Raw genomic sequence first — 25,377 nt, 5'->3', positions numbered from 1 at the left:
GTTTACCTATGAGTGGTAAGCTTCTTTTTTCTTATAAACAAGTATTTCAATAGAGAGTTTCGTCACAGTCGCATCGCTCAGGATTTGAAGTATATCGCGTAATATAGATTTTACTTCATTTTTCGACAAAAAATTTGTTATAGTAAGATTAGGTTGTTGATCTGAATTTTGGACAACTTTACCACTAATAGTTGTGATTACTCCATTTTTATCTACTTTTACAATAAGATCTTGTCCATATACTTTATAGTTTTTATATGTTTGTGCAAGGCGAGCTTCGGTTTGATTTTCTTTTGTTTCTTTATTTGTAGGTTGGAAATCTACATTTTCTTAGTAGTGACTTGTTCTTGTTGAGCTTTAGCCACGTTTACCTCACCCTTTAAATGTTTTTTCGCAATATTCTCTTTCGTATCATTTTGAGGTTTTGTTAATTTCCCAATTGTTAAACCAGGCTGAGCATTTTCAACTTTTACTTCACTTTTATCTAATTCTTGGGCATGAATAGCTTTTGTTGATAAGGAGCAAAGGAGACCGAACGGAATGAATGCACTGGCAAGTTTTCTCTAATTCATCTATAAAACTCCTAATCTATTATTGTATGTGGGATGAATTGTATTAAGAATTTGCCGAATTTTATATATATATTATGCATTATTTCATATCAAAAATTGTCGAATTCACATTATTGTAGTGGTATGACAACTTAAAAAATTAGATTGTTATAATGGGATGGTGAGTAAGTATGCACGCAGAAAAACTAGGAAGTGAAATTAAGAAAATTAGGGTGATGAGAGGGTTAACACAAAAGCAGTTATCCGAGAACATATGTCATCAATCGGAAGTGAGTCGAATTGAATCGGGCGCGGTATACCCAAGTATGGATATATTGCAAGGTATTGCAGCAAAGTTACAAGTTCCCATTATTCATTTTTATGAGGTACTCATTTATTCGGATATTGAGAGAAAAAAACAGTTTAAAGATCAAGTCATTATGCTGTGTAAGCAAAAAAAATATAAAGAGATTTATAATAGAGTATGGAATGAGCTGAAAAAGGAAGAATATCATCCTGAATTCCAGCAGTTTCTTCAATGGCAATATCATGTGGCAGCTTACATATTGAAGAAAATTGATTATGAATATTGTATTTTAGAATTAAAAAAATTATTAAACCAACAATTAGCTGGAATAGACGTATACCAAAATCTTTATATAGAGAATGCAATTGCAAATATTTATGCTGAAAATAATTATTTTAAGAAAAGTATTGAGTTATTTGAAGATATATTAAAACAATTAGAGACATTGCATGATAATGAAGAATTCGACGTGAAGGTAAGGTATAATCATGCAAAAGCATTATACTTAGATAATCAATATGAACAAGCCTTGTATCAAGTGAATAAGGCGATTGAAATATCTTGCCGAATTAATAGTATGGCATTAATTGGACAGCTGTACTATCAAAGAGGTGAATGTCTAGAAAAGTTGGAGTATGATGAGGCAGAGATTGAAGATACATATAAGAAAGCAAGTTTCTTTTTTGATATATTAGAAATGCATGCATATAAAGAGGCGATCGTAAATAAAATCAATCAATGAATAACCCTAAAAAATGGATATGCATAATTGCATACGGTATGGATAAATTTTCATGATATATTAAAAGAAAAAAATGTGGGTGATGGAATATGAAAAAATTACTTATTGGTAGTTTATTAACGTTAGCAATGGCATGGGGTATTTCATTAACAGATACAGCTTTAGAGAAAAGCCAAGTAATTTCTCATAATGATCAAGAGGTACAATTAGCTTCGGACCTACCTTTTGAATATTAAAAAAACAACCGTCTTACTTAGACGGTTGTTTTTTTGTGGAGTAACCTCCAAACATCTTTACTAGAAACAGGCTTGCTAATAAAGAATCCTTGAATGTTGTCACAGTTTTGTTCATATAAAAACTTCCATTGTTCTTCTGTCTCTACTCCCTCGGCGATAACTTCTAAATTTAGTTCTTTTGATAGTGTAATAATGGAAGAGATAATCGCTTCTTCTAAAGGACTAGTTGTAATGCCGCAAATAAATTCCCGAGCAATTTTTAATGTATTAATTGGATATTTTGTTAAATAAGCTAAAGAACTATAACCAGTTCCAAAGTCATCGATTGAAATTTGAATACCGAGATTTTGAAGCTGTTCTAGTTTTGCAACTACAGATTGATTTTGATTAATTGCAATGCTTTCCGTAATTTCAATATCTAGTGCTTCTGGTTTTAGTTCTGTTTCTTCTAACACTTTTGAAATGGTTGGAATTAAATTTGTATGGTTAAATTGAACAACAGATAAATTTACACCAACTTTCAAGTGAGAAAAACCTTGATTATGCCACCTTTTTGCCTCTAAGCAGGCGGTACGTAAAATCCAATTTCCAAGCTCAATAATAAATCCAGTTTCCTCCGCTAGAGGAATGAATTGAGCAGGCGATACGATGCCGAGTTTTGGATGCTTCCAACGAATTAATGCTTCAAAACCGATAATTTGTTTTGTTTTTGTGCTTACTTGTGGCTGATATTCCAGGAAAAATTCATTTTGTTGTAATGCTTTTGCAAGTTCACCTTCTAAGAATTGGATTTCATTTTGGGCGATACTTATTTCTTTTGAGAAGAAAACAAATCTGTTCTTTCCATTTGCTTTCGCGCGATACATAGCCATATCAGCATTTTTCATTAATTCAGTAACATCGGTTCCGTAATCAGGATACATGGCAATTCCGATACTCGGTGTAATAGACAGTTCTTCGTCTTTAATGAAGAATGGTTTATTTAAAACGGTTAAAATCTGTTCAGCTATAAAAGCCGCACTTTTTTCTGAGTACATATCTGGTAATAGAATTGTAAACTCATCTCCACCTTGACGAGCAACGATATCTTTTGAACGCAAGCAACCACGTAATCTTTTTGCTACTTCAATTAATAATAGATCTCCGACATCGTGACCAAGTCTATCGTTAATTTTTTTGAATCTATCTAAATCAAGGAACATGACAGCAACATCATTCGCGCTAGTTTGAGCTGTATTTAAAATGTTTTTTAAATCTTTTTCAAACTTTCGGCGATTTGGTAATCCAGTAAGTGCATCATGAAAGGCTAAATGTTCTACTTGTTTTTGCTTTTCATATAAAGTTGTAATATCACGTGCTATGCCGAACATCCCAACAACTTCTTTGTTTATGAAAGTAGGGATGAGTGTAATGTGAAGGTAATAGTAATAGCCTTCGTTTTCTTTTGTACGAACTTCTAAAGTTTGTGGCCTACCTTCTTTTGTTATTTGTAAAGCTTTCTTTAATAGATCATGGTCTTTTGAATCAATGAAGTGTAGAAGAGAATAGCTTGCTACTTCACAATAGTAGGCAGTAAACAAGCTTTCACATGCCTTATTAGAATGTTGAAAAATACCATTCATATTTAAAGAAAAAACAGCATCGGGATGATCTTCAAATAAAGATTTATAGCGTTGTTCACTTTTTGATAATGCAAATGCACCTTCTTCAACTTCATCTTCTAGTTGTGTAGTCAGCTGTTCATATGTATCGATTAATACTTTATTATCTTTCCACATGTAAAGTTGTCGTAAGAATAAAAAAATAAGTGATAATACGAGACCGATTAACATGAACTTATCATCCCAAGGTTGAATGATAATAAAGGAAAAAGTAATGATTATACTAAAATACGGTAATATAAAGCGCACATAGTCAAATCGATAATATTTTGTTTTCGTTTCATGTTGCATTGGTTTATCCAAAATGTATAGTATGGACGATAAACAGATTAATAAAATGGAAGCAGTATGTATTAAATAAGAGAATTCAGCGGAAGTTTGCATTCCTTTGTTTAACTGGAATAGCTGTATATATCCGTAAACGAGCATGATAGTAAAACCAATAATTAATGAAATTCTACTAGAAGAATATTGTTCTCTTCTATACAGGCTAATAACGGCGTAAATTACTAATGATTGTGCGACAAAGTATCCAATTAAAATCCACGTGCCCTTTGTTAGCATACTGAAGCTTGAAAGATCCAAAATAAAAGTTAGGGTAAAATAAATATTCATAATAACGATAAAGATGCTATCGAATGAAAATTGAGCAAGGCCCCTAATAGAGTAATGTTTTATGAATTTTATAGTAAAGCCAGAAAAGAGTAAAATATATTGGATGATGAAAAAAGGTAGTGCTTCATATGAGAATATGACTTGAGTGCATATAGAAAGTGAATCAAGAAATAAAGTTATCTCCATAGCCAATCCACAGAGGCAAGTGCATAATAATAACACCCAAAATAATTTATCGCCGCGCTTCATCTTCTTAATTGCTTTATATGAGCAATAACAAGAAAAGACTGCAGCAAAACAAAATAAGAAAAGGATTCCAATTTCTTTTATATTCCATTTATCTGGAATAAAGAATATCCAAAGAGAAAATATAAAAATATACATTATGACAAATTGTACATACTTTTTTTGATTAATCATATTATGACTCCATTTCAATAAAGTTGAATCTTAGGGGGAAAATGCTAATTTAAATAATAGCATATAAAATAGGAACATTTTTACTATAAGAATTACTTTTTGAAAAAAAGGCGCAACATTACAATTTACCATTGTAACGTTGCGCCAGTTGTTCTTTTCATTCCTCTTATAGAAGAAAGTTCAGCTATTAATTGGAATAGTGCTAAATCTTTCTGTTTACTTTCAATCATAATATCGAAATCATGATTGATTTTTTTTGCAATGTGTAAGAAAGGTTTAATAAACTCTAAATTAATATATTCAGCGTGAGCCCTAAACTCTTTTTCTGATTTAGGGGAGGAAATGTGAACTTTAGGAAGGATATTTGTATGTGACCAAGTTTCAAAAATTGCAGGAAGTAAATCTTCTAGCGGTTCTTCGCAAAGGTTAGCCATGTGATGATGATAATCAAATACGAAAGGTATCTTTTCTTTTTGGCAAATTGATAAAGTTTCAGCAGTTGTATATGTTTTATCGTCGTTTTCAAGCGTCATGTGCTTTTTTATATGTGCAGGAAGTTTTTTTATGTTTTCATGAAAACGTCCAACCGCTTTTTCTTTATTTCCGTAGGCACCACCTACATGGATGTTAATATAAGAAGAATCTGCAATCCCTATTGCATCTAATACTTTATAATGATAAGTCATATCTGTAATAGCGTTAGTTGTAATATGTGGCTTATCGCTTGTAAATAGCGTAAATTGATTTGGATGAAAACTTACTCGCAAATTGTGTTCTTTAATTAAGGCCCCAATTTTACGCCAAAGCGGTGTGAACAACCCGATGTAATCAAACTCGACTTCGGGATGTGTTGCAAGTGGGACGATGGAAGAAGATAAGCGATATAATGGAATTTCATGCGCTATATTGTAATGAAGAATACGTATTGTATGCTCAAGATTCTGCCGCGTAACATCGTATAATTTATCTTCTCGTTCTTGTTTACTAAGCTTTTGAAAGCTTGTAAATGTCATCGTTTTAGCCGGAGAACAGTCCCAGAGTGCCATTGCATGTGAGACATATCCGAAACGCATAATCATAATGAATACATCTCCTTTATTCATTATCCTTCCTATAGAAAGAAAGCAAGTATCGTTCCTACCCATTCTTTTCCCCTATCAATAAGAGAATGCGGGCTAACATCTTTAAAGGAAAGTAATGACGCATTTTCTAGATCTTCATGGAATTTGCTTTTTACTGTTTGTATAAAATGTTCATCATATAAAAGGCAGTTGATTTCATGGTTAATATATAAACTTCGCATATCAAAGTTTGCAGTTCCAATATCACAAATATAATCATCGACTATAATAACTTTAGCATGAAAAAAACCTTGTTGAAATGCGTAAATATTGCATCCAGCTTGTATTAACTTTCGGCAATATGGGAATTTTGCTTCGCGAACAAGGGCGTGATCCGCTTTTTCTGGAACGAGAACCGTGATTTGAACCCCACGTTGTCGCGCTTTTAATAATGCATTCATAATTTTCTTCCCAGGAATGAAATATGGTGTACCGATAAAGAGTTCTTTTTCCGCACTTTCAATTAAATGTAAAAATGTATTTTGCAAGTAGGCACCATCGGTAGGGATAAAACGATGCAGAATGATTCCTGGTTGTTGCTTAGGAAAATAAAGAGGTGAATTTAATAAATTTTGGTTCGTATCGTCGAGCCAATCATGTAAAAATTGCTTTTGTAAATCTTGTATTCCTTCCCCTGTAAGGCGTAAATGATAATCGCGCCATAATCCTAATTTTTGATTATGCCCTAAATATTCTTCTCCAATATTAAACCCACCAATATAACCAATTTTTCCGTCAATAACTGTAATTTTTCTATGGTTTCTTTGATTTGCAGAAAAGAAAAGAAAAGGAAACCTTGCTTTATGACAAAATGAAAAAGAGACCCCATGTTTTTGCAAGGAACGAATTGCCTCGTTTGATAAATGATGGCTTCCTAATCGATCGAGTAAAAGTCTTACTTCAATCCCTTCCTTTGCTTTATCGATAAGTAACCTTAAAAATTCACGGCTGATTTTATCGTTTTTGACAATGAAGAACAAAACGTGCACATGGTGCTTCGCCTGTTTTATATCAGTAAATAGGGCGTCATACAAATCTTTTCCGTATGTATAAAGGTGAAAATCACTTTGACGTAAAGGGAAAGAACGAGAACGTACACGCTTTAAATGAACAATTCTCCCATAAGAAAGATCGATTACAATCCAGAGAGCGATGCCTATTAATAAGAGAGATAAGAAGAACATGAGTAAATTCCCTCCTTCACGGTCTTTTCACCATCAGTTTTTTATAAATTAAACTTTCAATGTATCCGATTATTTGGTGGCTAATAATCAGTAGGGAATAAACAGCTCCCTACTGATTAAAGTTTCACTTTATAGTTTCACCGAAATAAACAGCTTTATTAAAAAATATGTTGTTGTATAACAAAAAACTGTTGACTGAATGCTCACTCATTATATAATGAAGGTAGGGGATAAAATTCAGAAAATTATATGTTTTTGAAGATTCTAAAAAAAGAAAGAGGGCTTACAAAGAGAGGGGTAGCATAAAAATGAATAGCTTACTGATCATGAATTGGCTGGCTGCCATTGCTGTTATTGCTTATGCGGGATATTTGTTTGTGTATCTTATACGAACGAGGATGGCCTACATACAGTTAGGAAAAAAGATTGAATTTGACCGTCGTTTTAAAGAGCGTTGGGATCTCCTTAAGGTCAATGTTTTCGGTCAGAAAAAGCTGCTGAAAGATAAAAAGAGCGGCATTATTCACGTTATGTTCTTTTACGGATTTATTCTTGTCCAATTTGGAGCAATTGACTTCGTTTGGAAAGGACTCGCACCAGGATCACATCTTCCACTTGGACCACTATACCCTGCATTTACATTCTTCCAGGAAATTGTCACACTTGTTATTTTAATTGCAGTCTTTTGGGCTTTTCATCGACGTTATGTTGAGAAGCTAGTTCGTTTAAAACGTAATTTCAAATCAGGCCTTGTTCTTATCTTTATTGGCGGCTTAATGATTTCTGTGCTACTCGGTAATGGAATGGGAATTATATGGCACGGCGAGGAGCTTTCATGGAGTGAACCAATCGCTTCTGCAATCGCTTACGTTTTCTCGGGGATAAATGAAACCGTAGCCATTTCTGTGTTCTATTTCTCTTGGTGGGTGCATTTACTAATTTTGTTAACGTTTTTAGTTTATGTTCCACAATCAAAACACGCGCATCTAATTGCAGGACCAGCCAACGTTTTCTTCGGTCGCCTTTCAAACCCAGGAAAACTTGAAAAGATTGACTTTGAAGATGAAACACAAGAAACGTTTGGTGTTGGTAAAATTGAAGACTTTAGACAAAATCAGCTTATTGATTTATACGCTTGCGTAGAGTGTGGTCGTTGTACAAATATGTGTCCGGCAACAGGAACAGGTAAAATGTTATCGCCGATGGATTTAATTTTAAAACTTCGCGATCATTTGACTGATAAAGGAGCTGCAGTAACATCAAAAGCACCGTGGGTTCCAGTAGTTGCTTTTAATAATACACAAGGAAATCAGTTAGCGATGATGGCAGCTGGGAAAGGACAACAAGAATCTGCAGCTGCAACACTCGCTTACGATCCGAGTTTAATCGGAGATGTTATCACAGAAGAAGAGATTTGGGCTTGTACAACGTGTCGTAACTGTGAAGATCAGTGTCCGGTTATGAATGAGCATGTTGATAAAATTATTGATTTACGTCGCTATCTCGTTTTAACAGAAGGAAAGATGGATGCGGAAGCGCAGCGTGCGATGACAAACATCGAGCGTCAAGGGAATCCGTGGGGTCTGAACCGTAAAGAGCGTGAAACATGGCGCCAAGGTGATGATGAAGTAACAGTTCCAACTGTGAAAGAAAAATCGAAAGCTGGCGAGGAGTTCGAATATTTATTCTGGGTTGGTTCAATGGGATCATATGATAATCGTAGTCAGAAGATTGCGATATCGTTTGCGAAGTTGATGAACGAAGCAGGCATTTCATTTGCGATACTTGGTAATAAAGAGAAGAACTCTGGAGATACACCGCGCCGACTTGGAAATGAATTTGTTTTCCAAGAGATGGCGACAAAGAATATCGAAGAATTTGAAAAAGCAGGAGTGAAGAAAATCGTTACGATTGACCCTCATGCTTATAACACATTTAAAAATGAGTATCCGGACTTTGGCTTGCAAGCAGAAGTCTATCATCATACAGAACTGTTAGCTCAGTGGGTGAAAGAAGGACGCTTAAAACCTGTTCACGCTATTGAGGAAACAGTTACGTACCATGATTCCTGTTATTTAGGAAGATACAACGAAGTATACGAAGCGCCACGTGATATTTTGAAAGCGATTCCTGGTGTGAACCTTGTAGAAATGGCACGTAACCGTGAAACGGGAATGTGCTGTGGAGCAGGCGGTGGCTTAATGTGGATGGAAGAGACAGCTGGTTCACGTATTAACGTTGCTCGTACAGAACAAGCATTAGCTGTGCAACCATCTATTATCGGTACAGGTTGTCCATATTGCTTAACGATGATTAGTGATGGGACGAAAGCGAAAGAAGTAGAAGAAAATGTTCAAACGCTTGATGTAACAGAGATTTTAGAACGCTCTGTTATCGGACAGAAGAAAGAAGCAATGTAATCTGCAAGCATGAATACAACTTTAGAGAGAGGTGCAATCATTGCACCTCTTCTCAGCGTAACAATGCCGAGCGAGCGCTCGGTTCTAAAAAAAGAAATGGGGGAAAGAAACATGAGTAAAACAGTTATTTTAAGTGCTGCAAGAACACCGGTTGGGAAATTTGGAGGATCTTTAAAAGATGTAAAAGCAACAGAGCTTGGAGGAATTGCAATTAAAGCAGCGCTTGAAAGAGCGAACGTTTCTGCTAGTGATGTTGAGGAAGTTATATTTGGCACGGTTATTCAAGGCGGCCAGGGACAAATTCCATCGCGCCAAGCTGCGAGGGCTGCTGGAATCCCTTGGGAAGTGCAGACGGAAACAGTGAATAAAGTTTGTGCATCAGGACTGCGTGCGGTTACATTAGCGGATCAAATTATTCGTACTGGCGATCAATCATTGATTGTAGCTGGCGGTATGGAGTCGATGAGTAACAGTCCTTACATTTTACGCGGAGCAAGATGGGGATACAGAATGGGCAACAGCGAGGTTATCGACTTAAATGTTGCTGACGGTTTAACATGCGCATTTTCAGGTATACACATGGGTGTTTATGGCGGAGAAGTTGCGAAAGAAGATGGAATCTCTCGCGAAGCACAAGATGAATGGGCATATCGTAGCCATCAACGTGCAGTGTCAGCGCATAAAGAAGGACGTTTCGAAGAGGAAATCGTGCCAGTAACGATTCCGCAAAGAAAAGGTGATCCGATTGTCGTTGCAAAGGATGAAGCACCGCGCGCGGATACAACGATTGAAAAGTTAGCAAAATTAAAACCTGTATTTGATAAAACGGCGACGGTGACAGCTGGTAATGCGCCAGGCCTAAACGATGGTGGTGCTGCACTTGTATTAATGAGCGAAGACAGAGCGAAACAAGAAGGAAGAAAGCCATTAGCGACAATTTTGGCGCATACAGCAATTGCAGTGGAATCTAAAGATTTCCCGAGAACGCCAGGGTATGCAATTAACGCATTGTTAGAAAAAACAGGAAAGACAATTGAAGACATCGATTTATTTGAGATTAATGAAGCATTTGCAGCGGTAGCAATTGCAAGTACAGAGATCGCGGGAATTGACCCAGAAAAATTGAATGTAAACGGCGGAGCAGTAGCGATGGGACACCCAATTGGAGCAAGTGGAGCGCGCATTATCGTTACATTAATCCATGCACTTAAGCAACGCGGCGGCGGAATTGGAATTGCTTCGATTTGTAGTGGTGGCGGTCAAGGCGATGCAGTGATGATTGAGGTTCATTAATTTACGGCGAGAAAACGATTCATTTATTACAGAATTATATTAAGGGGGAAGAAGAAATGAGTGTACAAAAAATTGTTGTAATTGGTGCAGGACAAATGGGATCAGGAATTGCACAAGTATGTGCAATGGCAGGATACGATGTGAAGGTACAAGATTTAAAACAGGAGCAATTAGATAGAGGGTTGGCTATCATTACGAAAAACTTAGCGCGCCAAGTAGAAAAGGGGCGCATGAAGGAAGAAGAAAAGGAAGCGACATTAAACCGTCTTACAGTAACGCTTGATTTAGATTGTGTGAAGGAAGCAGACCTTATTATTGAAGCAGCTGTTGAGAAAATGGATATTAAAAAGAAAATCTTTGCGAATCTAGATGAAATCGCTCCAGAACACGCAATTTTAGCGACGAATACGTCATCTCTGCCAATTACCGAAATTGCAGCGGTAACGAAGCGCCCGGAAAAGGTAATCGGTATGCATTTTATGAACCCCGTTCCGGTTATGAAGCTTGTTGAAATTATTCGTGGATTGGCTACAGATGATGCAGTATATGAAACGATTGAAGATATTACGAAGAAAATTGGGAAAGTACCAGTTGAAGTAAATGATTTCCCAGGGTTTGTATCGAACCGCATTTTATTACCGATGATTAACGAAGCAATTTACACGTTATATGAAGGTGTAGCGACGAAAGAAGCGATTGATGAAGTAATGAAACTCGGTATGAATCACCCGATGGGCCCTTTAACGCTCGCTGATTTTATCGGTTTAGATACATGTTTATACATTATGGAAGTGTTGCATGAAGGCTTAGGTGATAGTAAATATCGTCCATGTCCATTGCTACGCAAGTACGTAAATGCAGGATGGTTAGGACGTAAAACAGGTCGTGGTTTCTACGTTTACGAATAAATTCCCCTTTGTTACAAAACAGTGGTCTTACCAAATTGTTAAAAGGATATATAGCAAATGGAGGCGGAGTATATGAACTTTCGTTTTAATGAAGAGCAACAGATGATGAGGAAAATGGTTCGAGATTTTGCGCAGAAGGAAATAGCTCCCTTTGTTCCTAGTATGGAACAGGGGGTGTTCCCAAAAGAGATTTTGCAGAAGATGGGTGAGCTTGGATTAATGGGAATTCCAGCGCCTGCAAAATACGGCGGTTCAGAAATGGATTTTATCTCTTACATTTTAGCGATCGAAGAAATTTCAAAGGTAAGCGCAACAGTTGGTGTAATTTTAGCTGTACATACGTCAGTTGGGATGAACCCAATTTTATATTTTGGAACAGAAGAACAGAAAGAAAAATATGTTTCTAAACTTGCGACTGGTGAATATTTAGGCGCATTTGCATTAACAGAACCCAATGCAGGATCAGATGCAGGGAGTTTGAAATCAAGAGCTGTAAAGAAAGACGATCACTACATTATTAATGGATCGAAAGTATTTATTACAAATGGCGGTGAAGCAAGTACATACATTGTATTCGCTTCTACAAATCCAGAGGCAGGAAAAAGTGGGATTTCTGCATTTATAGTAGAGAAAGATACACCAGGCTTAATTATTGGCAAAGATGAGCATAAAATGGGACTTCTCGGTTCTCGTACGGTACAACTTACGTTCGAGGATATGAAAGTGCCGGCTGAGAATTTACTTGGTGAAGAAGGACAAGGATTTAAGGTAGCGATGGCGAATTTAGATGTTGGACGAATTGGAATTGGAGCGCAAGCACTAGGAATTGCTGAAGCGGCGCTTGCATGTGCAATTGATTATGCGAAAGAACGTGAGCAATTCGGAAAGCCAATTGCGGCGCAGCAAGGGATTGGCTTCAAACTTGCCGATATGGCTACTAGTGTAGAAGCGGCGCGATTACTCGTATATAGAGCGGCATCATTAAGGGCACAAGGACTACCATGCGGTAAAGAAGCATCTATTGCGAAATTATTCGCTTCTAAAACAGCTGTTGAAGTTGCGATTGAAGCGGTGCAAGTATTTGGTGGATACGGTTATACGAAGGACTATCCAGTAGAAAGATTTTTCCGTGATGCAAAAATCACGCAAATATATGAAGGAACGAGCGAAATACAGAAACTTGTTATTAGCCGAGCTTTATAAAAGCACAAGGGGGAGACGGGCATGCATTTTAAACTATCAGAAGAACATGAAATGATAAGAAAAATGGTTCGAGACTTTGCTAAGAACGAAGTAGCACCGACGGCAGCTGAGCGTGATGAAGAAGAGAGATTTGATCGTGCAATATTTGATCAAATGGCCGAGCTTGGCTTAACTGGTATTCCGTGGCCTGAAGAATACGGCGGAATTGGAAGCGATTACTTAGCGTATGTAATTGCTATTGAAGAATTATCGCGCGTATGTGCTTCTACAGGTGTAACATTGTCTGCGCACACTTCGCTTGCTGGTTGGCCCATTTTTAAATTTGGAACAGAAGAGCAAAAGCAAACATTTTTAAGACCGATGGCTGAAGGGAAGAAAATTGGCGCGTACGGCTTAACGGAGCCGGGATCTGGATCGGATGCTGGTGGAATGAAGACGATTGCTAAAAGAGATGGAGACCATTATGTATTAAATGGATCAAAAATATTTATCACTAATGGTGGTATTGCTGATATTTATGTTGTCTTTGCGTTAACTGATCCTGAATCGAAGCAGCGTGGCACGAGTGCATTTATAGTGGAAAGTGATACACCAGGATTCTCAGTTGGGAAGAAGGAGAGTAAGTTAGGGATTCGCTCTTCACCAACAACTGAAATTATGTTCGAAGATTGCCGCATCCCTGTAGAGAATTTACTAGGGAAAGAAGGACAAGGGTTTAAGATAGCGATGCAAACATTAGATGGTGGCCGTAATGGTATTGCGGCGCAAGCGGTTGGTATTGCACAAGGGGCTTTAGATGCTTCCGTAGAATATGCAAGAGAGCGTCATCAGTTTGGGAAGCCGATTGCGGCGCAGCAAGGGATTGGCTTTAAACTTGCAGATATGGCAACGGATGTGGAGGCGGCGCGCCTTCTAACATACCAGGCGGCTTGGCTGGAATCGGAAGGGCTTCCGTATGGGAAAGAGTCAGCAATGTCAAAAGTATTTGCAGGCGATGCAGCGATGAAGGTGACGACTGAAGCGGTACAAGTATTTGGTGGTTACGGTTATACGAAAGATTATCCAGTAGAGCGTTATATGCGAGATGCAAAGATTACACAGATATATGAAGGAACACAAGAGATTCAAAGGCTCGTAATTTCTCGTATGTTAACGAAGTAGGATGAAAGGCGTAGGTATTTTCCTACGCTTTTTCCTTCCAAAAAAATAATAGAGAGGTGAAGGGGATGGTTAAACATAATGTGCATGCATCAGTGAAAGATGAAAAATTAGTCGCGTTAAGACGTGAACAAATGATTAAAGGTGCAGTGCAATTGTTTAAGCAAAAAGGATTTCCGCGTACAACAACGAGAGAAATCGCAAAGGCAGCTGGATTTAGTATTGGAACGCTTTATGAATACATTCGTACAAAAGATGATGTTTTGTATTTAGTTTGTGATAGTATTTATGAACATGTAAAAGAAAGATTAGAGGAAGTAGTTTGTACAGAAAAAGGAAGTGTAGAAAGTTTAAAGATAGCAATAACGAATTATTTTAAAGTGATGGACGAATTGCAGGAAGAAGTATTAATAATGTATCAAGAGGTACGCTTTTTACCGAAAGAATCACTCCCGTATGTATTAGAAAAGGAGTTTCAAATGGTAGGAATGTTTGAGAATATTTTAGAACAGTGTACGGAAAATGGAACATTTACATTAAATAAAAAAGAAATACAGCTTCTTGCTCATAATATTTTTATACAAGGACAGATGTGGGGATTTAGACGTTGGGCGTTGCAAAAGCTATATACGCTCGAAGAATATACAGAAATGCAAATTAGGTATGTATTGCAAGGGGCTCATATGCTTCCGAAATAAGGAATGGACAAATTATAAATTTATTACCCTATAAAAGTTTCCCGTTTTTTTTGTAGCATATTTGTGCGACTTTTGTTTATAATGAATAGTATGGATTTTTTTAAGCAGGCCGTTATATATAAGGTTATATTTGATGAAAGGAAGTGCCGCATAAGTGGATTTTAAGCAATATTCACCAGAAGAGCTAAAAGAATGTTCAATGATTGAAGTTGTACATAGCGTTTTAGGGGATAAAAAACAAGCAACGACATTCAACGAGTTGGTTCAAGAAATCGCTCAAGTGCTGGGACTATCTCAAGAGCAAGTTAATGCGAAAATCGCACAATTTTATACAGACTTAAACATCGATGGACGTTTCATTAATTTAGGAGAAAATCGTTGGGGATTACGTAGCTGGTACCCATACGAGCAAATTGATGAAGAAATCTTGCCTCAACCAAAACCGAAGAAGAAACGTAAAGTTGAAGAAGACGGTTTTGACGACTACATTGAAGAAGATGAAGACTTCGACGATGCAGACATAACTGAAGATGAAGAAGATGATGTAGAAGATTTGGACAAGGTTCTTGAAGATGAAGACGGAGATGACGATGATCTTGATGATTTAGATGAAGATGATGACGACTTCGCCGAAGAAGAACTTGAGTATGATGAAACTGAAGAAGAAGAAGAGGAAGAACTGTAGTTCTTGACTTTTCATTATCGTCCATGTAGAATCATTTTTGGGCTCTTTAAAAAAGGACGATAATACTTTTAAAGTGTAAATATAAAAGAAAATTGCTCCCTACTTATTACTTTTTGTGATGAGGGGAGCAATTTTCTTTTTTGTTTTTTGTTTAGAAAATAAAAAGAGTCTAACAATAAGATGGATACAGTGTTATCTACATACGTTGCGCTTTGCAACGGTGATTATATAACAGCAAAGTAGAAGGGAGCTTTTTCATGACTAAGTATATTTTTGTAACAGGCGGTGTAGTATCGTCTTTAGGAAAAGGTATTACAGCAGCATCTCTTGGAAGACTTTTAAAAAATCGTGGTTTAAACGTAACGATTCAAAAGTTTGATCCATACATTAACGTAGACCCAGGGACTATGAGCCCATACCAACACGGTGAGGTATTCGTAACAGATGATGGTGCAGAAACTGACTTAGACCTTGGTCACTATGAGCGTTTCATCGACATCAACTTAAACAAATACAGCAACGTAACAACAGGTAAAATTTACTCTTCAGTTCTTCAAAAAGAGCGTCGTGGTGAATACCTAGGAGGAACAGTTCAAGTTATTCCTCACATTACTAACGAAATTAAAGAACGCGTATACCGTTCTGGTCGCGAAACAAACGCGGATGTTGTTATTACAGAAATTGGTGGAACTGTTGGTGACATCGAGTCTCTACCATTCTTAGAAGCAATCCGTCAAATTAAGAGCGACATCGGTCGTGACAATGTAATGTACATTCACTGTACGTTAATCCCGTACTTAAAAGCAGCGGGTGAAATGAAAACAAAACCAACGCAACATAGCGTTAAAGAGCTTCGCAGCTTAGGTATTCAACCAAATATTATCGTTGTTCGTACAGAAATGCCTGTTTCTCAAGATATGAAAGACAAGCTTGCATTATTCTGTGACATTGATACAAAAGCGGTTATCGAAGCACGCGATGCAGATACTTTATATGCAGTTCCATTATCTCTTCAAGAGCAAAATATGGACCAAATCGTTTGCGATCACTTAAAATTAGACAATCCAGCTGCAGATATGACAGAGTGGACTGCGCTAGTTGAAAAAGTGCGTAACCTTTCTAAGAAAACAAAAATCGCTCTTGTTGGTAAATACGTAGAGCTTCAAGATGCATACATTTCTGTTGTAGAAGCACTTCGTCATGCAGGTTACTCTTTCGATACAGATGTAGAAGTGAAATGGGTAAATGCTGAGCACGTAACACCAGAGAACGTACAAGAATTAGTAGGAGACACAGATGGTATCCTTGTACCAGGTGGCTTCGGCGATCGTGGTGTAGAAGGTAAAATCGTTGCAATTCAATATGCTCGTGAAAACAAAGTTCCATTCCTAGGAATTTGCTTAGGTATGCAACTTGCATCAATCGAATTCGCACGTAACGTATTAGGATTAGAAGGAGCTAACTCTTCTGAAATTAATCCTGACACACCTTACGCAATCATCGACCTATTACCAGAACAAAAAGATGTAGAAGACTTAGGTGGTACACTTCGTCTTGGTCTATACCCATGTAAGCTTGCTGAAGAAACAAATGCATACAATGCTTACAATGAGCCGGTTGTATATGAGCGTCATCGTCATCGTTATGAGTTCAACAATCAATTCCGTCCGGATATGGAAAAAGAAGGATTTGTATTCTCTGGTACAAGCCCAGATGGCCGTCTAGTTGAAATCATTGAATTAAAAGATCACCCTTGGTTCGTGGCAGCACAGTTCCACCCAGAACTAGTTTCTCGTCCAAACCGTCCACAACCATTGTTCCATGACTTCGTAAAAGCGTCTATTACGAATAAAGAGAGCAAGTAATAAAAAAAGCGCCTGAAATAGGGCGCTTTTTTTAATATTCATTTAACATTTCATCGATTGTAAATTTAATTCCGTGATATGCGAATAAAGCTATCATTAAGCTTGGGAATCCGTAGCGATCACCTTCATCGTCTGGAATAAGCCCTTTTAACAGCTTTGTATCAATATGTACGTCTGTATATTGTTCTAGTGATTCAGTACCTTCTTGAATAGCAGAGATGCCGACAATAGAGTGTCCATCTGCTTGCAGTTTTTTTGCTATTGCTACAACTTCTTCATCTGTTGAAAAACGGCTAATAAGAAGTACACGATCTGCAGAAGTTACTTTTACTTCTTTATCATTTTCAAATAATCGTTTTGCTTGCTTCATTGGTTCAGCACCGAATAGCGCTTCAGCAACAACGCCCTCCATTTCATTTGTACCATGTAAATAAATGAAACCTTCGCCAACTAATGCTTGAGCAAGTAGACGAGCGCTATCTTCTATATTCATTTCCTCTTTTTGAGAGACTCTGGAGAAATAACCACTTAATTGAGTTGAAAAAATTTTTAACATAATGTTACTCCCTTCGTACATGTTTACCGGCTTTCATTATAGTGTATTTTTTTAGAAAGGTGAAATTGAATGGTGGCATAACAAAATGGGAAACGGTAAAATAAGAAAGAAATAGGAAGGAATTTGGTAAAGAATAGCGAAAATTAATCGTTAAGATATAAGAAGCTTTAAATCTTGTACTTACACAGAAAGGTTGGGAGTTATGGAAGGGAAAATTTTAATCGTTGATGATCAATATGGAATTCGTGTGTTATTACATGAAGTGTTCCAAAAAGAAGGTTATCAGACATTCCAAGCAGCGAATGGATTTCAAGCTTTAGATATCGTGAAAAAAGATAATCCAGATTTAGTTGTGTTAGATATGAAAATTCCAGGTATGGATGGTATAGAGATTTTAAAGCATGTAAAAGAAATTGATGAGAGTATTAAAGTAATTTTAATGACTGCTTATGGGGAGCTTGATATGATCCAAGAAGCAAAAGATTTAGGAGCTTTAATGCACTTTGCTAAACCATTTGACATTGATGAAATTCGTCAAGCTGTGAGAAATGAGCTCGCTGTAGAGGCGTAAAAATGAATTTTTTATAAAAAATATGGAAAAAAGCGTTTACATGGACTATTGTGCAGGTGAATACGGTTGAGTTTTTGAGTACAAGTTGTTATCCTATTGAGTGTAGAAAAAAGTCCGGTATGTAGATATACATATTTTACCTTATTCTGGTCATACTACCAGCGATAAGAACTTATCGGATACAAAAAACGTTTTTTAGGAGGATTCACCATGCCTTTAGTTTCTATGAAAGAAATGCTAAACAAAGCACTAGAAGGAAAATACGCAGTTGGTCAATTCAACATGAACAACTTAGAGTGGACTCAAGCTATCTTAGCTGCTGCGGAAGAAGAAAAATCTCCTGTAATCCTAGGTGTATCTGAGGGTGCAGCTCGTCATATGACTGGTTTCAAAACAGTTGTAGCTATGGTTAAAGCTTTAATCGAAGAAATGAACATCACTGTTCCTGTAGCGATTCACCTTGACCATGGTTCAAGCTTCGAAAAATGTAAAGAAGCAATCGATGCAGGTTTCACATCTGTAATGATCGACGCTTCTCACCACCCATTCGAAGAAAACGTAGAAACTACTAAAAAAGTAGTAGAATACGCACACGCTCGTAACGTATCTGTTGAAGCTGAGCTTGGAACAGTTGGCGGACAAGAAGACGACGTAATCGCTGAAGGCGTAATTTACGCTGACCCAGCAGAGTGTAAGCACCTTGTTGAAGCAACAGGTATTGATTGCCTAGCTCCAGCTTTAGGTTCTGTACACGGTCCTTACAAAGGTGAGCCTAACTTAGGATTCGCTGAAATGGAACAAGTTCGTGACTTCACTGGCGTACCTTTAGTATTACACGGTGGTACTGGTATCCCAACTGCTGATATCGAAAAAGCTATCTCTTTAGGTACTTCAAAAATCAACGTAAACACTGAGAACCAAATTGAGTTTACAAAAGCTGTTCGTGAAGTATTAAACAAAGACCAAGAAGTTTACGATCCTCGTAAATTTATCGGACCTGGCCGCGACGCTATCAAAGCAACTGTTATTGGTAAAATGCGCGAATTCGGTTCTAACGGTAAAGCGTAAGAATAAAATTCCGTTTTGGAAACCGTCTACTCTTTTAGACGGTTTCCTTTCGTTGTATAATGAAAGCGTGAACAAATCTAAAGATTTTATCATTTTGTTTTTGAAATAGAAAATAATGTGCATAGTCCTATTAATAAATGTGATAACGTATCTAAGTTGATAAAGTAAATTCGATGAATAGTTAATCTTTATCTTTTTGTATTACAGGAGAAATGAAGATAATGGTTTCCTATTTATTGAGTGTTAGGGTGGAAAGTGTGATTGAGATTCTTAAGGGGAGCTTTCTATAAAAATATAGAAAGTAAATACATTCACAAGAAGGGAGCTCAATATGGAAAAATTGCTAATTGAAGGCGGAAGAGCTTTAAATGGAACAATTCGCGTGAGTGGTGCAAAGAACAGCGCCGTTGCACTAATTCCAGCGACAATTTTAGCTGATACTCCAGTAACTATTGGTGGTGTCCCTAATATTTCGGACGTGAAAATGTTAGGAGACTTACTAGAGGAAATTGGAGGAAGGGTAACTTATGGACAGGAGGAAGAAATGGTAGTTGATCCTTCTAACATGGTTGCAATGCCTTTACCAAATGGAAAAGTGAAAAAATTGCGTGCTTCTTATTATTTAATGGGTGCGATGCTTGGCCGTTTTAAAAAAGCTGTTATTGGGCTTCCAGGTGGATGTCATTTAGGACCGAGGCCGATTGATCAACATATTAAAGGGTTTGAAGCGTTAGGTGCACATGTTACGAATGAGCAAGGTGCTATCTATTTAAGAGCAGATGAATTACGCGGGGCTCGTATATATTTAGATGTTGTTAGTGTAGGAGCTACGATTAATATTATGCTAGCAGCTGTGCGAGCGAAAGGTAGAACTGTTATTGAAAACGCAGCAAAAGAACCAGAGATTATTGATGTAGCTACATTGTTAACTAGCATGGGAGCACGTATTAAAGGTGCTGGTACAGATGTAATCCGAATTGATGGTGTGGATTCTCTGCATGGTTGTCATCATACAATTATTCCAGATCGTATTGAGGCGGGTACGTATATGATTTTAGGTGCTGCGTCAGGAGGAGAAGTGACAGTTGATAATGTTATTCCTCAGCATTTAGAGTCAGTTACGGCAAAGTTAAGAGAAGCTGGTGTCCAAGTTGAAACGAATGATGACCAAATTACAGTGAACGGTAATAGAAGATTAAAAGTAGTTGATATAAAAACGCTTGTATATCCAGGATTCCCAACAGACTTACAACAGCCGTTTACAACACTTTTAACAAAGGCGCATGGAACGGGTGTTGTAACGGATACAATTTATGGTGCACGTTTTAAACATATTGATGAATTACGTCGTATGAATGCACAAATTAAAGTAGAAGGTCGTTCAGCAATTGTAACTGGTCCAGTTTTATTGCAAGGTGCAAAAGTGAAAGCAAGTGATTTGCGAGCTGGAGCAGCCCTTGTTATTGCAGGATTAATGGCGGACGGAATTACAGAAGTAACCGGACTTGAGCATATCGATCGAGGTTATGAAAATATAGTAGACAAGCTTACAGGGCTTGGCGCGAACATTTGGCGCGAACAAATGACGAAGCAAGAAATTGAAGAGATGAAGAACGCATAAGTGATACTTCCGCGATGGGGAAGCGAAGCATCACTACTTGCGGAAGTACACTTTATAGAAAAACACGGTTCACAAAATACGGCAGAAATATAAAGACTTAAAGGAGAGGGATTATCGTGGAAAGAAGTTTATCTATGGAGTTAGTACGTGTAACAGAGGCTGCAGCTTTATCATCAGCGCGTTGGATGGGACGCGGGAAAAAGGATGAGGCAGACGGTGCAGCAACATCAGCTATGCGTGATGTATTTGATACAATTCCGATGAAAGGGACAGTTGTAATTGGTGAAGGTGAAATGGATGAAGCGCCAATGCTATATATCGGAGAAAAATTAGGTACAGGATATGGTCCACGTGTAGACGTTGCGGTTGATCCTTTAGAAGGGACAAACATCGTGGCAGCTGGTGGATGGAATGCTCTTGCTGTTATAGCAATTGCAGATCACGGTAATTTGTTACATGCTCCTGACATGTACATGGATAAAATCGCGGTTGGCCCAGAAGCAGTTGGGGCGGTCGATATTGATGCGCCTATCATCGATAACTTACGTGCAGTTGCGAAAGCGAAAAACAAAGATATTGAAGATGTTGTAGCGACAGTTTTAAACCGTCCACGTCATCAAGCAATTATCGAAGAAATTCGTAAAGCTGGTGCTCGTATTAAATTGATTAATGATGGAGACGTAGCTGGCGCAATTAACACTGCATTTGATCGTACAGGTGTAGATATTTTATTCGGCTCTGGTGGTGCGCCTGAGGGTGTACTAGCAGCGGTTGCATTAAAATGTTTAGGCGGCGAGATTCACGGGAAACTATTACCGCAAAACGAAGCTGAATTGGCGCGTTGCAAAAAGATGGGCATAGAAGACATCAACCGCATCCTTCGCATGGAGGACTTAGTAAAAGGTGACGATGCAATCTTCGCAGCAACAGGCGTAACAGACGGAGAACTATTACGCGGCGTTCAATTTAAAGGTAGCGTAGGAACAACACAATCCCTTGTTATGCGTGCAAAATCAGGCACAGTACGCTTCGTAGACGGACGTCACAGCTTGAATAAAAAACCGAACTTGGTTATTAAATAAAAAGTGCAAGCGGCTCGTTCAGAATCGCAGGCTATTTGGAACTCTCGACCTTGAAGCGCTCTTTGCTTCGAGTGAGAGAGTGAAATGACCGGAGATTCTAGCCGCTGGAACCGGATTTAAGTAAAAAGCGTAAGCAGCTCGTTCAGAATGGGAGGGGGATGGAACTCCTGACGAAGAGGCGTTTTGTGCCTCGCAGGAAGGGATGAAATGACTGCCCCTTCTAGCCACCGACCATTCTAGCTGCTGAAGCTGGATGAAATAAAAAGCGAAGACAAATTTTCTTGTCTTCGCTTCTTGTATTTGTGTTCCAACGTATTGATTAAAACTAGATAAAAGGGTTACAATAGTGAATATTACCCTACTTGAACTTATTGCCTTTCATTATTAATTATTTGCCTTCCGTATTTTTTCCCTTTACCCATGTGAAAAGAGAATAATGTTAAAGTGTGGTGTCTGAATGAATTTGTCAATTGCAGCATTAGAAAACATGAAATTAAAAGAGTTATACGAGCTTGCGAAGGAGTTTAAGATTTCGTATTATAGCAAATTAACGAAAAAAGAGTTAATCTTCGCCATTTTAAAAGCTCGAGCAGAAAAAGAAGGCTTCTTCTTCATGGAAGGCGTATTAGAAATTATTCAATCAGAAGGATTTGGATTCCTACGTCCTATCAACTACTCTCCAAGCTCAGAAGATATTTATATCTCAGCTTCGCAAATTCGTCGTTTCGATTTACGTAATGGAGACAAGGTTTCTGGTAAAGTACGACCTCCGAAAGAAAATGAACGCTATTTTGGATTATTACAAGTTGAAGCTGTAAACGGAGATGATCCAGAATCAGCAAAAGAGCGTGTGCATTTCCCTGCATTAACACCATTATACCCAGATCGCCAAATGAAATTGGAAACGGAACCGAAAAAGTTACCGACACGCATCATGGATTTAATCGCACCAGTTGGATTTGGACAACGTGGTTTAATTGTCGCGCCTCCAAAGGCTGGTAAAACGAGTCTATTAAAAGAAATCGCACACAGTGTTACAACAAATCATCCGGAAGCTGAATTAATTGTACTTTTAATTGATGAGCGTCCAGAGGAAGTAACAGACATTGAACGTTCTGTTAAAGGAGATGTTGTAAGCTCTACTTTTGATGAAGTACCAGAAAATCATATTAAAGTAGCGGAACTTGTGTTAGAACGTGCAATGCGTCTTGTAGAGCACAAGAAAGATGTTATTATTTTAATGGATAGTATTACCCGTTTAGCGCGAGCTTACAACCTTGTTATTCCACCAAGTGGTAGAACATTATCGGGTGGTATCGACCCAGCTGCCTTCCATAGACCAAAGCGTTTCTTTGGAGCTGCTCGTAATATTGAAGAAGGCGGTAGCTTAACGATCTTGGCAACAGCGCTTGTTGATACAGGATCTCGTATGGACGATGTAATTTACGAAGAATTTAAAGGAACTGGAAATATGGAACTTCACTTAGATCGTTCATTAGCTGAGCGTCGTATCTTCCCGGCAATTGATATTCGTCGTTCTGGTACACGTAAAGAAGATCTATTAATTCCGAAAGAACATTTAGACAAGCTATGGGGTATTCGTAAAACAATGCGCGATACACCAGACTTTGTTGAAGGTTTCTTGCGTAAACTTCGTCAAACAAAGACAAATGAAGAATTTTTACAAAACATTGTTGCAGATTCGAAAAGATATGTAACAACGAAGTAAAGGGAAAAGATTGGGACTCGCTTATTTTATGGTAAGCGAGTTTTTTATATTTTTTAGGTGATGTTAAAGAGAGATGAGTGGAAGGGCATTAGTTCGTTCTAGTCGGATGGGTTGGCTCTTATTTAAGTTGATGGGGCTAGAATCTCCGGTCATTTCACTCTCTCGCTCGAAGCAAAGAGCACTTCAAGGTCGAGAGTTTGAAGTGTCCTGGCTTTTGAACGAGCCACTTGCGCTTTTAAATGATATCCAGTTCCGGTGGCTGGCTCCACTTTAAGATAGTATCCAGCTCCAGCGACTAGAATGGTAGGTGGCTTCGCGTCTTCCTACGAGGCAAAAAGCGCCTCTACGTCAGAAGCTACATCCCCCTCACATTCTAAACGAGCCGCTTCTGCTTTTAAAAGGTATCCAGTTCCGACGGCTAGCTCTTCGTGTCTAAGAACCTCCCGCATTAAAGGTAAAAATCACCTTTTATGCGAGAGAACCTTAGCCAGTCAGAGCTGAGTGAGCCGTCTCCACTTTAAATTTAAAAAGACAAAAACAGGTAGTTGCAAAATGAAGTTAGCCTTGTTATAATTTCATCATATGTGTTTCATCAATATAGTTGTGTATGCAGCTGAAGATGAAAAACTCTGTTTCGAAAATGATTCAGGGCGGAAGGAGATGAAAAGAATGAAAGCAGGAATTCACCCAGATTACAAGAAAGTTGTATTCATGGACACAAACACAGGCTTCAAATTCTTAAGCGGATCTACTAAAGGATCTAACGAAACTGTTGAGTGGGAAGATGGTAACACTTATCCATTACTAAAAGTTGAGATCAGTTCTGATTCTCACCCATTCTACACTGGACGTCAGAAGTTTGCTACTGCAGACGGACGCGTTGACCGCTTCAATAAGAAATACGGTCTTAAGTAATAAAAACATAAAACAGGCAAGTGTATCTATTCGCTTGTCTGTTTTTTTTGCGAAAATATTATACCTTTACCCTACTTTTAACTAAAAAGTAGATGAAAGGAGAGCTTCATGTACTTAATAAATCAGAACGGTTGGATTGAAGTGATTTGCGGTAGTATGTTTTCTGGTAAATCAGAAGAGCTTATCCGCCGTGTGCGTCGTACGCAATTTGCGAAACAACATGCAATTGTATTTAAACCATGTATTGATAATCGCTATAGTGAAGAAGACGTTGTGTCACATAACGGATTAAAGGTAAAAGCAGTTCCTGTTTCAGCTTCAAAAGATATATTTGAACATATCACTGAAGAAATGGATGTAATTGCAATCGATGAAGTGCAATTCTTTGATGGGGACATTGTGGAAGTGGTGCAAGTATTGGCAAATCGTGGCTATCGTGTCATTGTAGCTGGTTTAGACCAAGATTTCCGTGGTCTACCATTTGGACAAGTTCCTCAGCTGATGGCGATTGCTGAACATGTAACAAAACTACAAGCAGTATGTTCTGCATGTGGATCTCCAGCGAGTCGTACACAACGATTAATTGATGGAGAACCAGCGGCATTTGATGATCCGATTATTTTAGTCGGGGCTTCAGAATCGTATGAACCACGCTGTCGTCATTGTCATGCAGTGCCTACAAACAAAGATAAGTAAAACTCGCTGCGCAAGGCGGGTTTTTTTCAGAATAGAGAGTGTGAGTGGTGTGAGCCGCTTGTGCTTTTAAAT

The 25,377-nt window shown here is 37.9% G+C and carries 22 protein-coding genes and 1 pseudogene; 17 read left to right on the top strand and 6 right to left on the bottom strand.

Annotated elements, in window-relative coordinates; genetic code table 11:
- Positions 1 to 9 precede the first annotated feature (9 nt).
- A pseudogene (locus ACZ76X_RS21620) lies at positions 10 to 542 on the bottom strand (M4 family metallopeptidase); the annotation flags it as partial.
- A 200-nt stretch (positions 543 to 742) separates the two neighbouring features.
- Between ACZ76X_RS21620 and plcR the strand changes: the two are divergent.
- Both plcR and papR read left to right on the top strand, forming a co-directional pair.
- The gene (gene plcR, locus ACZ76X_RS21615; protein ID WP_226640821.1) at positions 743 to 1,600 is read left to right on the top strand and encodes a transcriptional regulator PlcR; all 858 of its coding nucleotides are present in this window, start codon (positions 743 to 745) and stop codon (positions 1,598 to 1,600) included.
- Between the two features lie 89 nt (positions 1,601 to 1,689).
- Positions 1,690 to 1,836, top strand: a complete 147-nt coding sequence (gene papR, locus ACZ76X_RS21610; RefSeq protein WP_000734741.1) for a quorum-sensing peptide PapR — start codon at positions 1,690 to 1,692, stop codon at positions 1,834 to 1,836.
- 17 nt (positions 1,837 to 1,853) lie between these two features.
- Here the strand turns inward: papR and ACZ76X_RS21605 are convergent, their stop codons facing one another.
- The 3 genes from ACZ76X_RS21605 to cls all read right to left on the bottom strand — a co-directional run bounded on the left by ACZ76X_RS21605 (position 1,854) and on the right by cls (position 6,837).
- Positions 1,854 to 4,532 (bottom strand): DUF4084 domain-containing protein, encoded by a 2,679-nt coding sequence (locus ACZ76X_RS21605; RefSeq protein WP_479851647.1) that lies wholly within the window; start codon positions 4,530 to 4,532, stop codon positions 1,854 to 1,856.
- Between the two features lie 125 nt (positions 4,533 to 4,657).
- A complete protein-coding gene (gene uvsE / locus ACZ76X_RS21600) occupies positions 4,658 to 5,611 on the bottom strand; it encodes a UV DNA damage repair endonuclease UvsE (RefSeq protein WP_479851711.1) in 954 nt (317 codons plus the stop codon).
- Between the two features lie 32 nt (positions 5,612 to 5,643).
- Positions 5,644 to 6,837 (bottom strand): cardiolipin synthase, encoded by a 1,194-nt coding sequence (gene cls / locus ACZ76X_RS21595; RefSeq protein WP_479851646.1) that lies wholly within the window; start codon positions 6,835 to 6,837, stop codon positions 5,644 to 5,646.
- Positions 6,838 to 7,145: 308 nt separating this feature from the next.
- Here cls and ACZ76X_RS21590 point away from each other — a divergent pair, with 308 nt between their 5' ends.
- From ACZ76X_RS21590 to pyrG, 8 genes are all read left to right on the top strand, one after another.
- A complete protein-coding gene (locus tag ACZ76X_RS21590; protein ID WP_098670899.1) occupies positions 7,146 to 9,257 on the top strand; it encodes a (Fe-S)-binding protein in 2,112 nt (703 codons plus the stop codon).
- A 9-nt stretch (positions 9,258 to 9,266) separates the two neighbouring features.
- Positions 9,267 to 10,550 (top strand): acetyl-CoA C-acetyltransferase, encoded by a 1,284-nt coding sequence (locus ACZ76X_RS21585; protein WP_479851645.1) that lies wholly within the window; start codon positions 9,267 to 9,269, stop codon positions 10,548 to 10,550.
- Between the two features lie 56 nt (positions 10,551 to 10,606).
- On the top strand, positions 10,607 to 11,458 hold the full coding sequence (locus tag ACZ76X_RS21580) for a 3-hydroxybutyryl-CoA dehydrogenase (protein WP_071757850.1): 852 nt from the start codon (positions 10,607 to 10,609) through the stop codon (positions 11,456 to 11,458).
- Between the two features lie 72 nt (positions 11,459 to 11,530).
- Complete coding sequence (locus ACZ76X_RS21575) at positions 11,531 to 12,661, top strand: acyl-CoA dehydrogenase (RefSeq protein ID WP_479851644.1); 1,131 nt, start codon at positions 11,531 to 11,533, stop codon at positions 12,659 to 12,661.
- 21 nt (positions 12,662 to 12,682) lie between these two features.
- Positions 12,683 to 13,822 carry an acyl-CoA dehydrogenase AcdA gene (gene acdA, locus ACZ76X_RS21570; protein ID WP_479851643.1) on the top strand — a complete coding sequence of 380 codons (1,140 nt, stop codon included), beginning with the start codon at positions 12,683 to 12,685 and terminating at the stop codon, positions 13,820 to 13,822.
- 65 nt (positions 13,823 to 13,887) lie between these two features.
- Positions 13,888 to 14,517, top strand: coding sequence for a TetR/AcrR family transcriptional regulator (locus ACZ76X_RS21565; protein ID WP_000238605.1), 630 nt, complete (start codon positions 13,888 to 13,890; stop codon positions 14,515 to 14,517).
- 154 nt (positions 14,518 to 14,671) lie between these two features.
- A complete protein-coding gene (gene rpoE, locus ACZ76X_RS21560) occupies positions 14,672 to 15,202 on the top strand; it encodes a DNA-directed RNA polymerase subunit delta (protein ID WP_479851642.1) in 531 nt (176 codons plus the stop codon).
- A gap of 257 nt (positions 15,203 to 15,459) precedes the next feature.
- Positions 15,460 to 17,067 carry a CTP synthase gene (gene pyrG, locus ACZ76X_RS21555; RefSeq protein WP_479851641.1) on the top strand — a complete coding sequence of 536 codons (1,608 nt, stop codon included), beginning with the start codon at positions 15,460 to 15,462 and terminating at the stop codon, positions 17,065 to 17,067.
- Positions 17,068 to 17,098: 31 nt separating this feature from the next.
- On the opposite strand, the gene ACZ76X_RS21550 is transcribed toward pyrG, so the two are convergent.
- Positions 17,099 to 17,623 (bottom strand): DUF2529 domain-containing protein, encoded by a 525-nt coding sequence (locus tag ACZ76X_RS21550; protein WP_479851640.1) that lies wholly within the window; start codon positions 17,621 to 17,623, stop codon positions 17,099 to 17,101.
- Positions 17,624 to 17,825: 202 nt separating this feature from the next.
- Here ACZ76X_RS21550 and spo0F point away from each other — a divergent pair, with 202 nt between their 5' ends.
- The 5 genes from spo0F to rho all read left to right on the top strand — a co-directional run bounded on the left by spo0F (position 17,826) and on the right by rho (position 23,694).
- Positions 17,826 to 18,194, top strand: a complete 369-nt coding sequence (spo0F, locus tag ACZ76X_RS21545; RefSeq protein WP_000398594.1) for a sporulation initiation phosphotransferase Spo0F — start codon at positions 17,826 to 17,828, stop codon at positions 18,192 to 18,194.
- A gap of 210 nt (positions 18,195 to 18,404) precedes the next feature.
- Complete coding sequence (locus ACZ76X_RS21540; protein ID WP_048528036.1) at positions 18,405 to 19,262, top strand: class II fructose-bisphosphate aldolase; 858 nt, start codon at positions 18,405 to 18,407, stop codon at positions 19,260 to 19,262.
- Between the two features lie 331 nt (positions 19,263 to 19,593).
- Positions 19,594 to 20,883: a UDP-N-acetylglucosamine 1-carboxyvinyltransferase gene (gene murA / locus ACZ76X_RS21535; RefSeq protein ID WP_098670893.1), complete on the top strand. Its 1,290-nt coding sequence runs from the start codon at positions 19,594 to 19,596 to the stop codon at positions 20,881 to 20,883.
- 116 nt (positions 20,884 to 20,999) lie between these two features.
- Positions 21,000 to 21,965, top strand: a complete 966-nt coding sequence (gene glpX / locus ACZ76X_RS21530) for a class II fructose-bisphosphatase (protein ID WP_000442336.1) — start codon at positions 21,000 to 21,002, stop codon at positions 21,963 to 21,965.
- Positions 21,966 to 22,422: 457 nt separating this feature from the next.
- Positions 22,423 to 23,694 (top strand): transcription termination factor Rho, encoded by a 1,272-nt coding sequence (gene rho, locus ACZ76X_RS21525; protein ID WP_001053898.1) that lies wholly within the window; start codon positions 22,423 to 22,425, stop codon positions 23,692 to 23,694.
- Between the two features lie 323 nt (positions 23,695 to 24,017).
- On the opposite strand, the gene ACZ76X_RS21520 is transcribed toward rho, so the two are convergent.
- Positions 24,018 to 24,143 carry a hypothetical protein gene (locus tag ACZ76X_RS21520; RefSeq protein ID WP_479851639.1) on the bottom strand — a complete coding sequence of 42 codons (126 nt, stop codon included), beginning with the start codon at positions 24,141 to 24,143 and terminating at the stop codon, positions 24,018 to 24,020.
- A 220-nt stretch (positions 24,144 to 24,363) separates the two neighbouring features.
- Here ACZ76X_RS21520 and ACZ76X_RS21515 point away from each other — a divergent pair, with 220 nt between their 5' ends.
- Positions 24,364 to 24,609, top strand: coding sequence for a type B 50S ribosomal protein L31 (locus tag ACZ76X_RS21515; RefSeq protein ID WP_000643433.1), 246 nt, complete (start codon positions 24,364 to 24,366; stop codon positions 24,607 to 24,609).
- Between the two features lie 108 nt (positions 24,610 to 24,717).
- Positions 24,718 to 25,305 carry a thymidine kinase gene (locus ACZ76X_RS21510; protein ID WP_000280862.1) on the top strand — a complete coding sequence of 196 codons (588 nt, stop codon included), beginning with the start codon at positions 24,718 to 24,720 and terminating at the stop codon, positions 25,303 to 25,305.
- Positions 25,306 to 25,377 lie beyond the last annotated feature (72 nt).

This window comes from Bacillus sp. BC05(2025), assembly GCF_056725905.1.
Note: the sequence above shows the minus strand (reverse complement) of the source record. Positions and strands in the feature narration are given on the sequence as shown.

What these genes read in the sequence shown, in the direction of transcription:
- ACZ76X_RS21565 (WP_000238605.1), top strand. Translation starts at nt 13,888, where the DNA reads ATGGTTAAACATAATGTGCATGCATCAGTGAAAGATGAAAAATTAGTC.
- ACZ76X_RS21520 (WP_479851639.1), bottom strand. Translation starts at nt 24,143, where the DNA reads ATGCGGGAGGTTCTTAGACACGAAGAGCTAGCCGTCGGAACTGGATAC.
- pyrG (WP_479851641.1), top strand. Translation starts at nt 15,460, where the DNA reads ATGACTAAGTATATTTTTGTAACAGGCGGTGTAGTATCGTCTTTAGGA.
- ACZ76X_RS21580 (WP_071757850.1), top strand. Translation starts at nt 10,607, where the DNA reads ATGAGTGTACAAAAAATTGTTGTAATTGGTGCAGGACAAATGGGATCA.
- ACZ76X_RS21585 (WP_479851645.1), top strand. Translation starts at nt 9,267, where the DNA reads ATGAATACAACTTTAGAGAGAGGTGCAATCATTGCACCTCTTCTCAGC.
- ACZ76X_RS21605 (WP_479851647.1), bottom strand. Translation starts at nt 4,532, where the DNA reads ATGATTAATCAAAAAAAGTATGTACAATTTGTCATAATGTATATTTTT.
- cls (WP_479851646.1), bottom strand. Translation starts at nt 6,837, where the DNA reads ATGTTCTTCTTATCTCTCTTATTAATAGGCATCGCTCTCTGGATTGTA.
- papR (WP_000734741.1), top strand. Translation starts at nt 1,690, where the DNA reads ATGAAAAAATTACTTATTGGTAGTTTATTAACGTTAGCAATGGCATGG.
- plcR (WP_226640821.1), top strand. Translation starts at nt 743, where the DNA reads ATGCACGCAGAAAAACTAGGAAGTGAAATTAAGAAAATTAGGGTGATG.
- ACZ76X_RS21590 (WP_098670899.1), top strand. Translation starts at nt 7,146, where the DNA reads ATGAATAGCTTACTGATCATGAATTGGCTGGCTGCCATTGCTGTTATT.
- acdA (WP_479851643.1), top strand. Translation starts at nt 12,683, where the DNA reads ATGCATTTTAAACTATCAGAAGAACATGAAATGATAAGAAAAATGGTT.
- rho (WP_001053898.1), top strand. Translation starts at nt 22,423, where the DNA reads ATGAATTTGTCAATTGCAGCATTAGAAAACATGAAATTAAAAGAGTTA.
- ACZ76X_RS21515 (WP_000643433.1), top strand. Translation starts at nt 24,364, where the DNA reads ATGAAAGCAGGAATTCACCCAGATTACAAGAAAGTTGTATTCATGGAC.
- ACZ76X_RS21575 (WP_479851644.1), top strand. Translation starts at nt 11,531, where the DNA reads ATGAACTTTCGTTTTAATGAAGAGCAACAGATGATGAGGAAAATGGTT.
- ACZ76X_RS21510 (WP_000280862.1), top strand. Translation starts at nt 24,718, where the DNA reads ATGTACTTAATAAATCAGAACGGTTGGATTGAAGTGATTTGCGGTAGT.
- spo0F (WP_000398594.1), top strand. Translation starts at nt 17,826, where the DNA reads ATGGAAGGGAAAATTTTAATCGTTGATGATCAATATGGAATTCGTGTG.
- ACZ76X_RS21550 (WP_479851640.1), bottom strand. Translation starts at nt 17,623, where the DNA reads ATGTTAAAAATTTTTTCAACTCAATTAAGTGGTTATTTCTCCAGAGTC.
- murA (WP_098670893.1), top strand. Translation starts at nt 19,594, where the DNA reads ATGGAAAAATTGCTAATTGAAGGCGGAAGAGCTTTAAATGGAACAATT.
- ACZ76X_RS21540 (WP_048528036.1), top strand. Translation starts at nt 18,405, where the DNA reads ATGCCTTTAGTTTCTATGAAAGAAATGCTAAACAAAGCACTAGAAGGA.
- uvsE (WP_479851711.1), bottom strand. Translation starts at nt 5,611, where the DNA reads ATGATTATGCGTTTCGGATATGTCTCACATGCAATGGCACTCTGGGAC.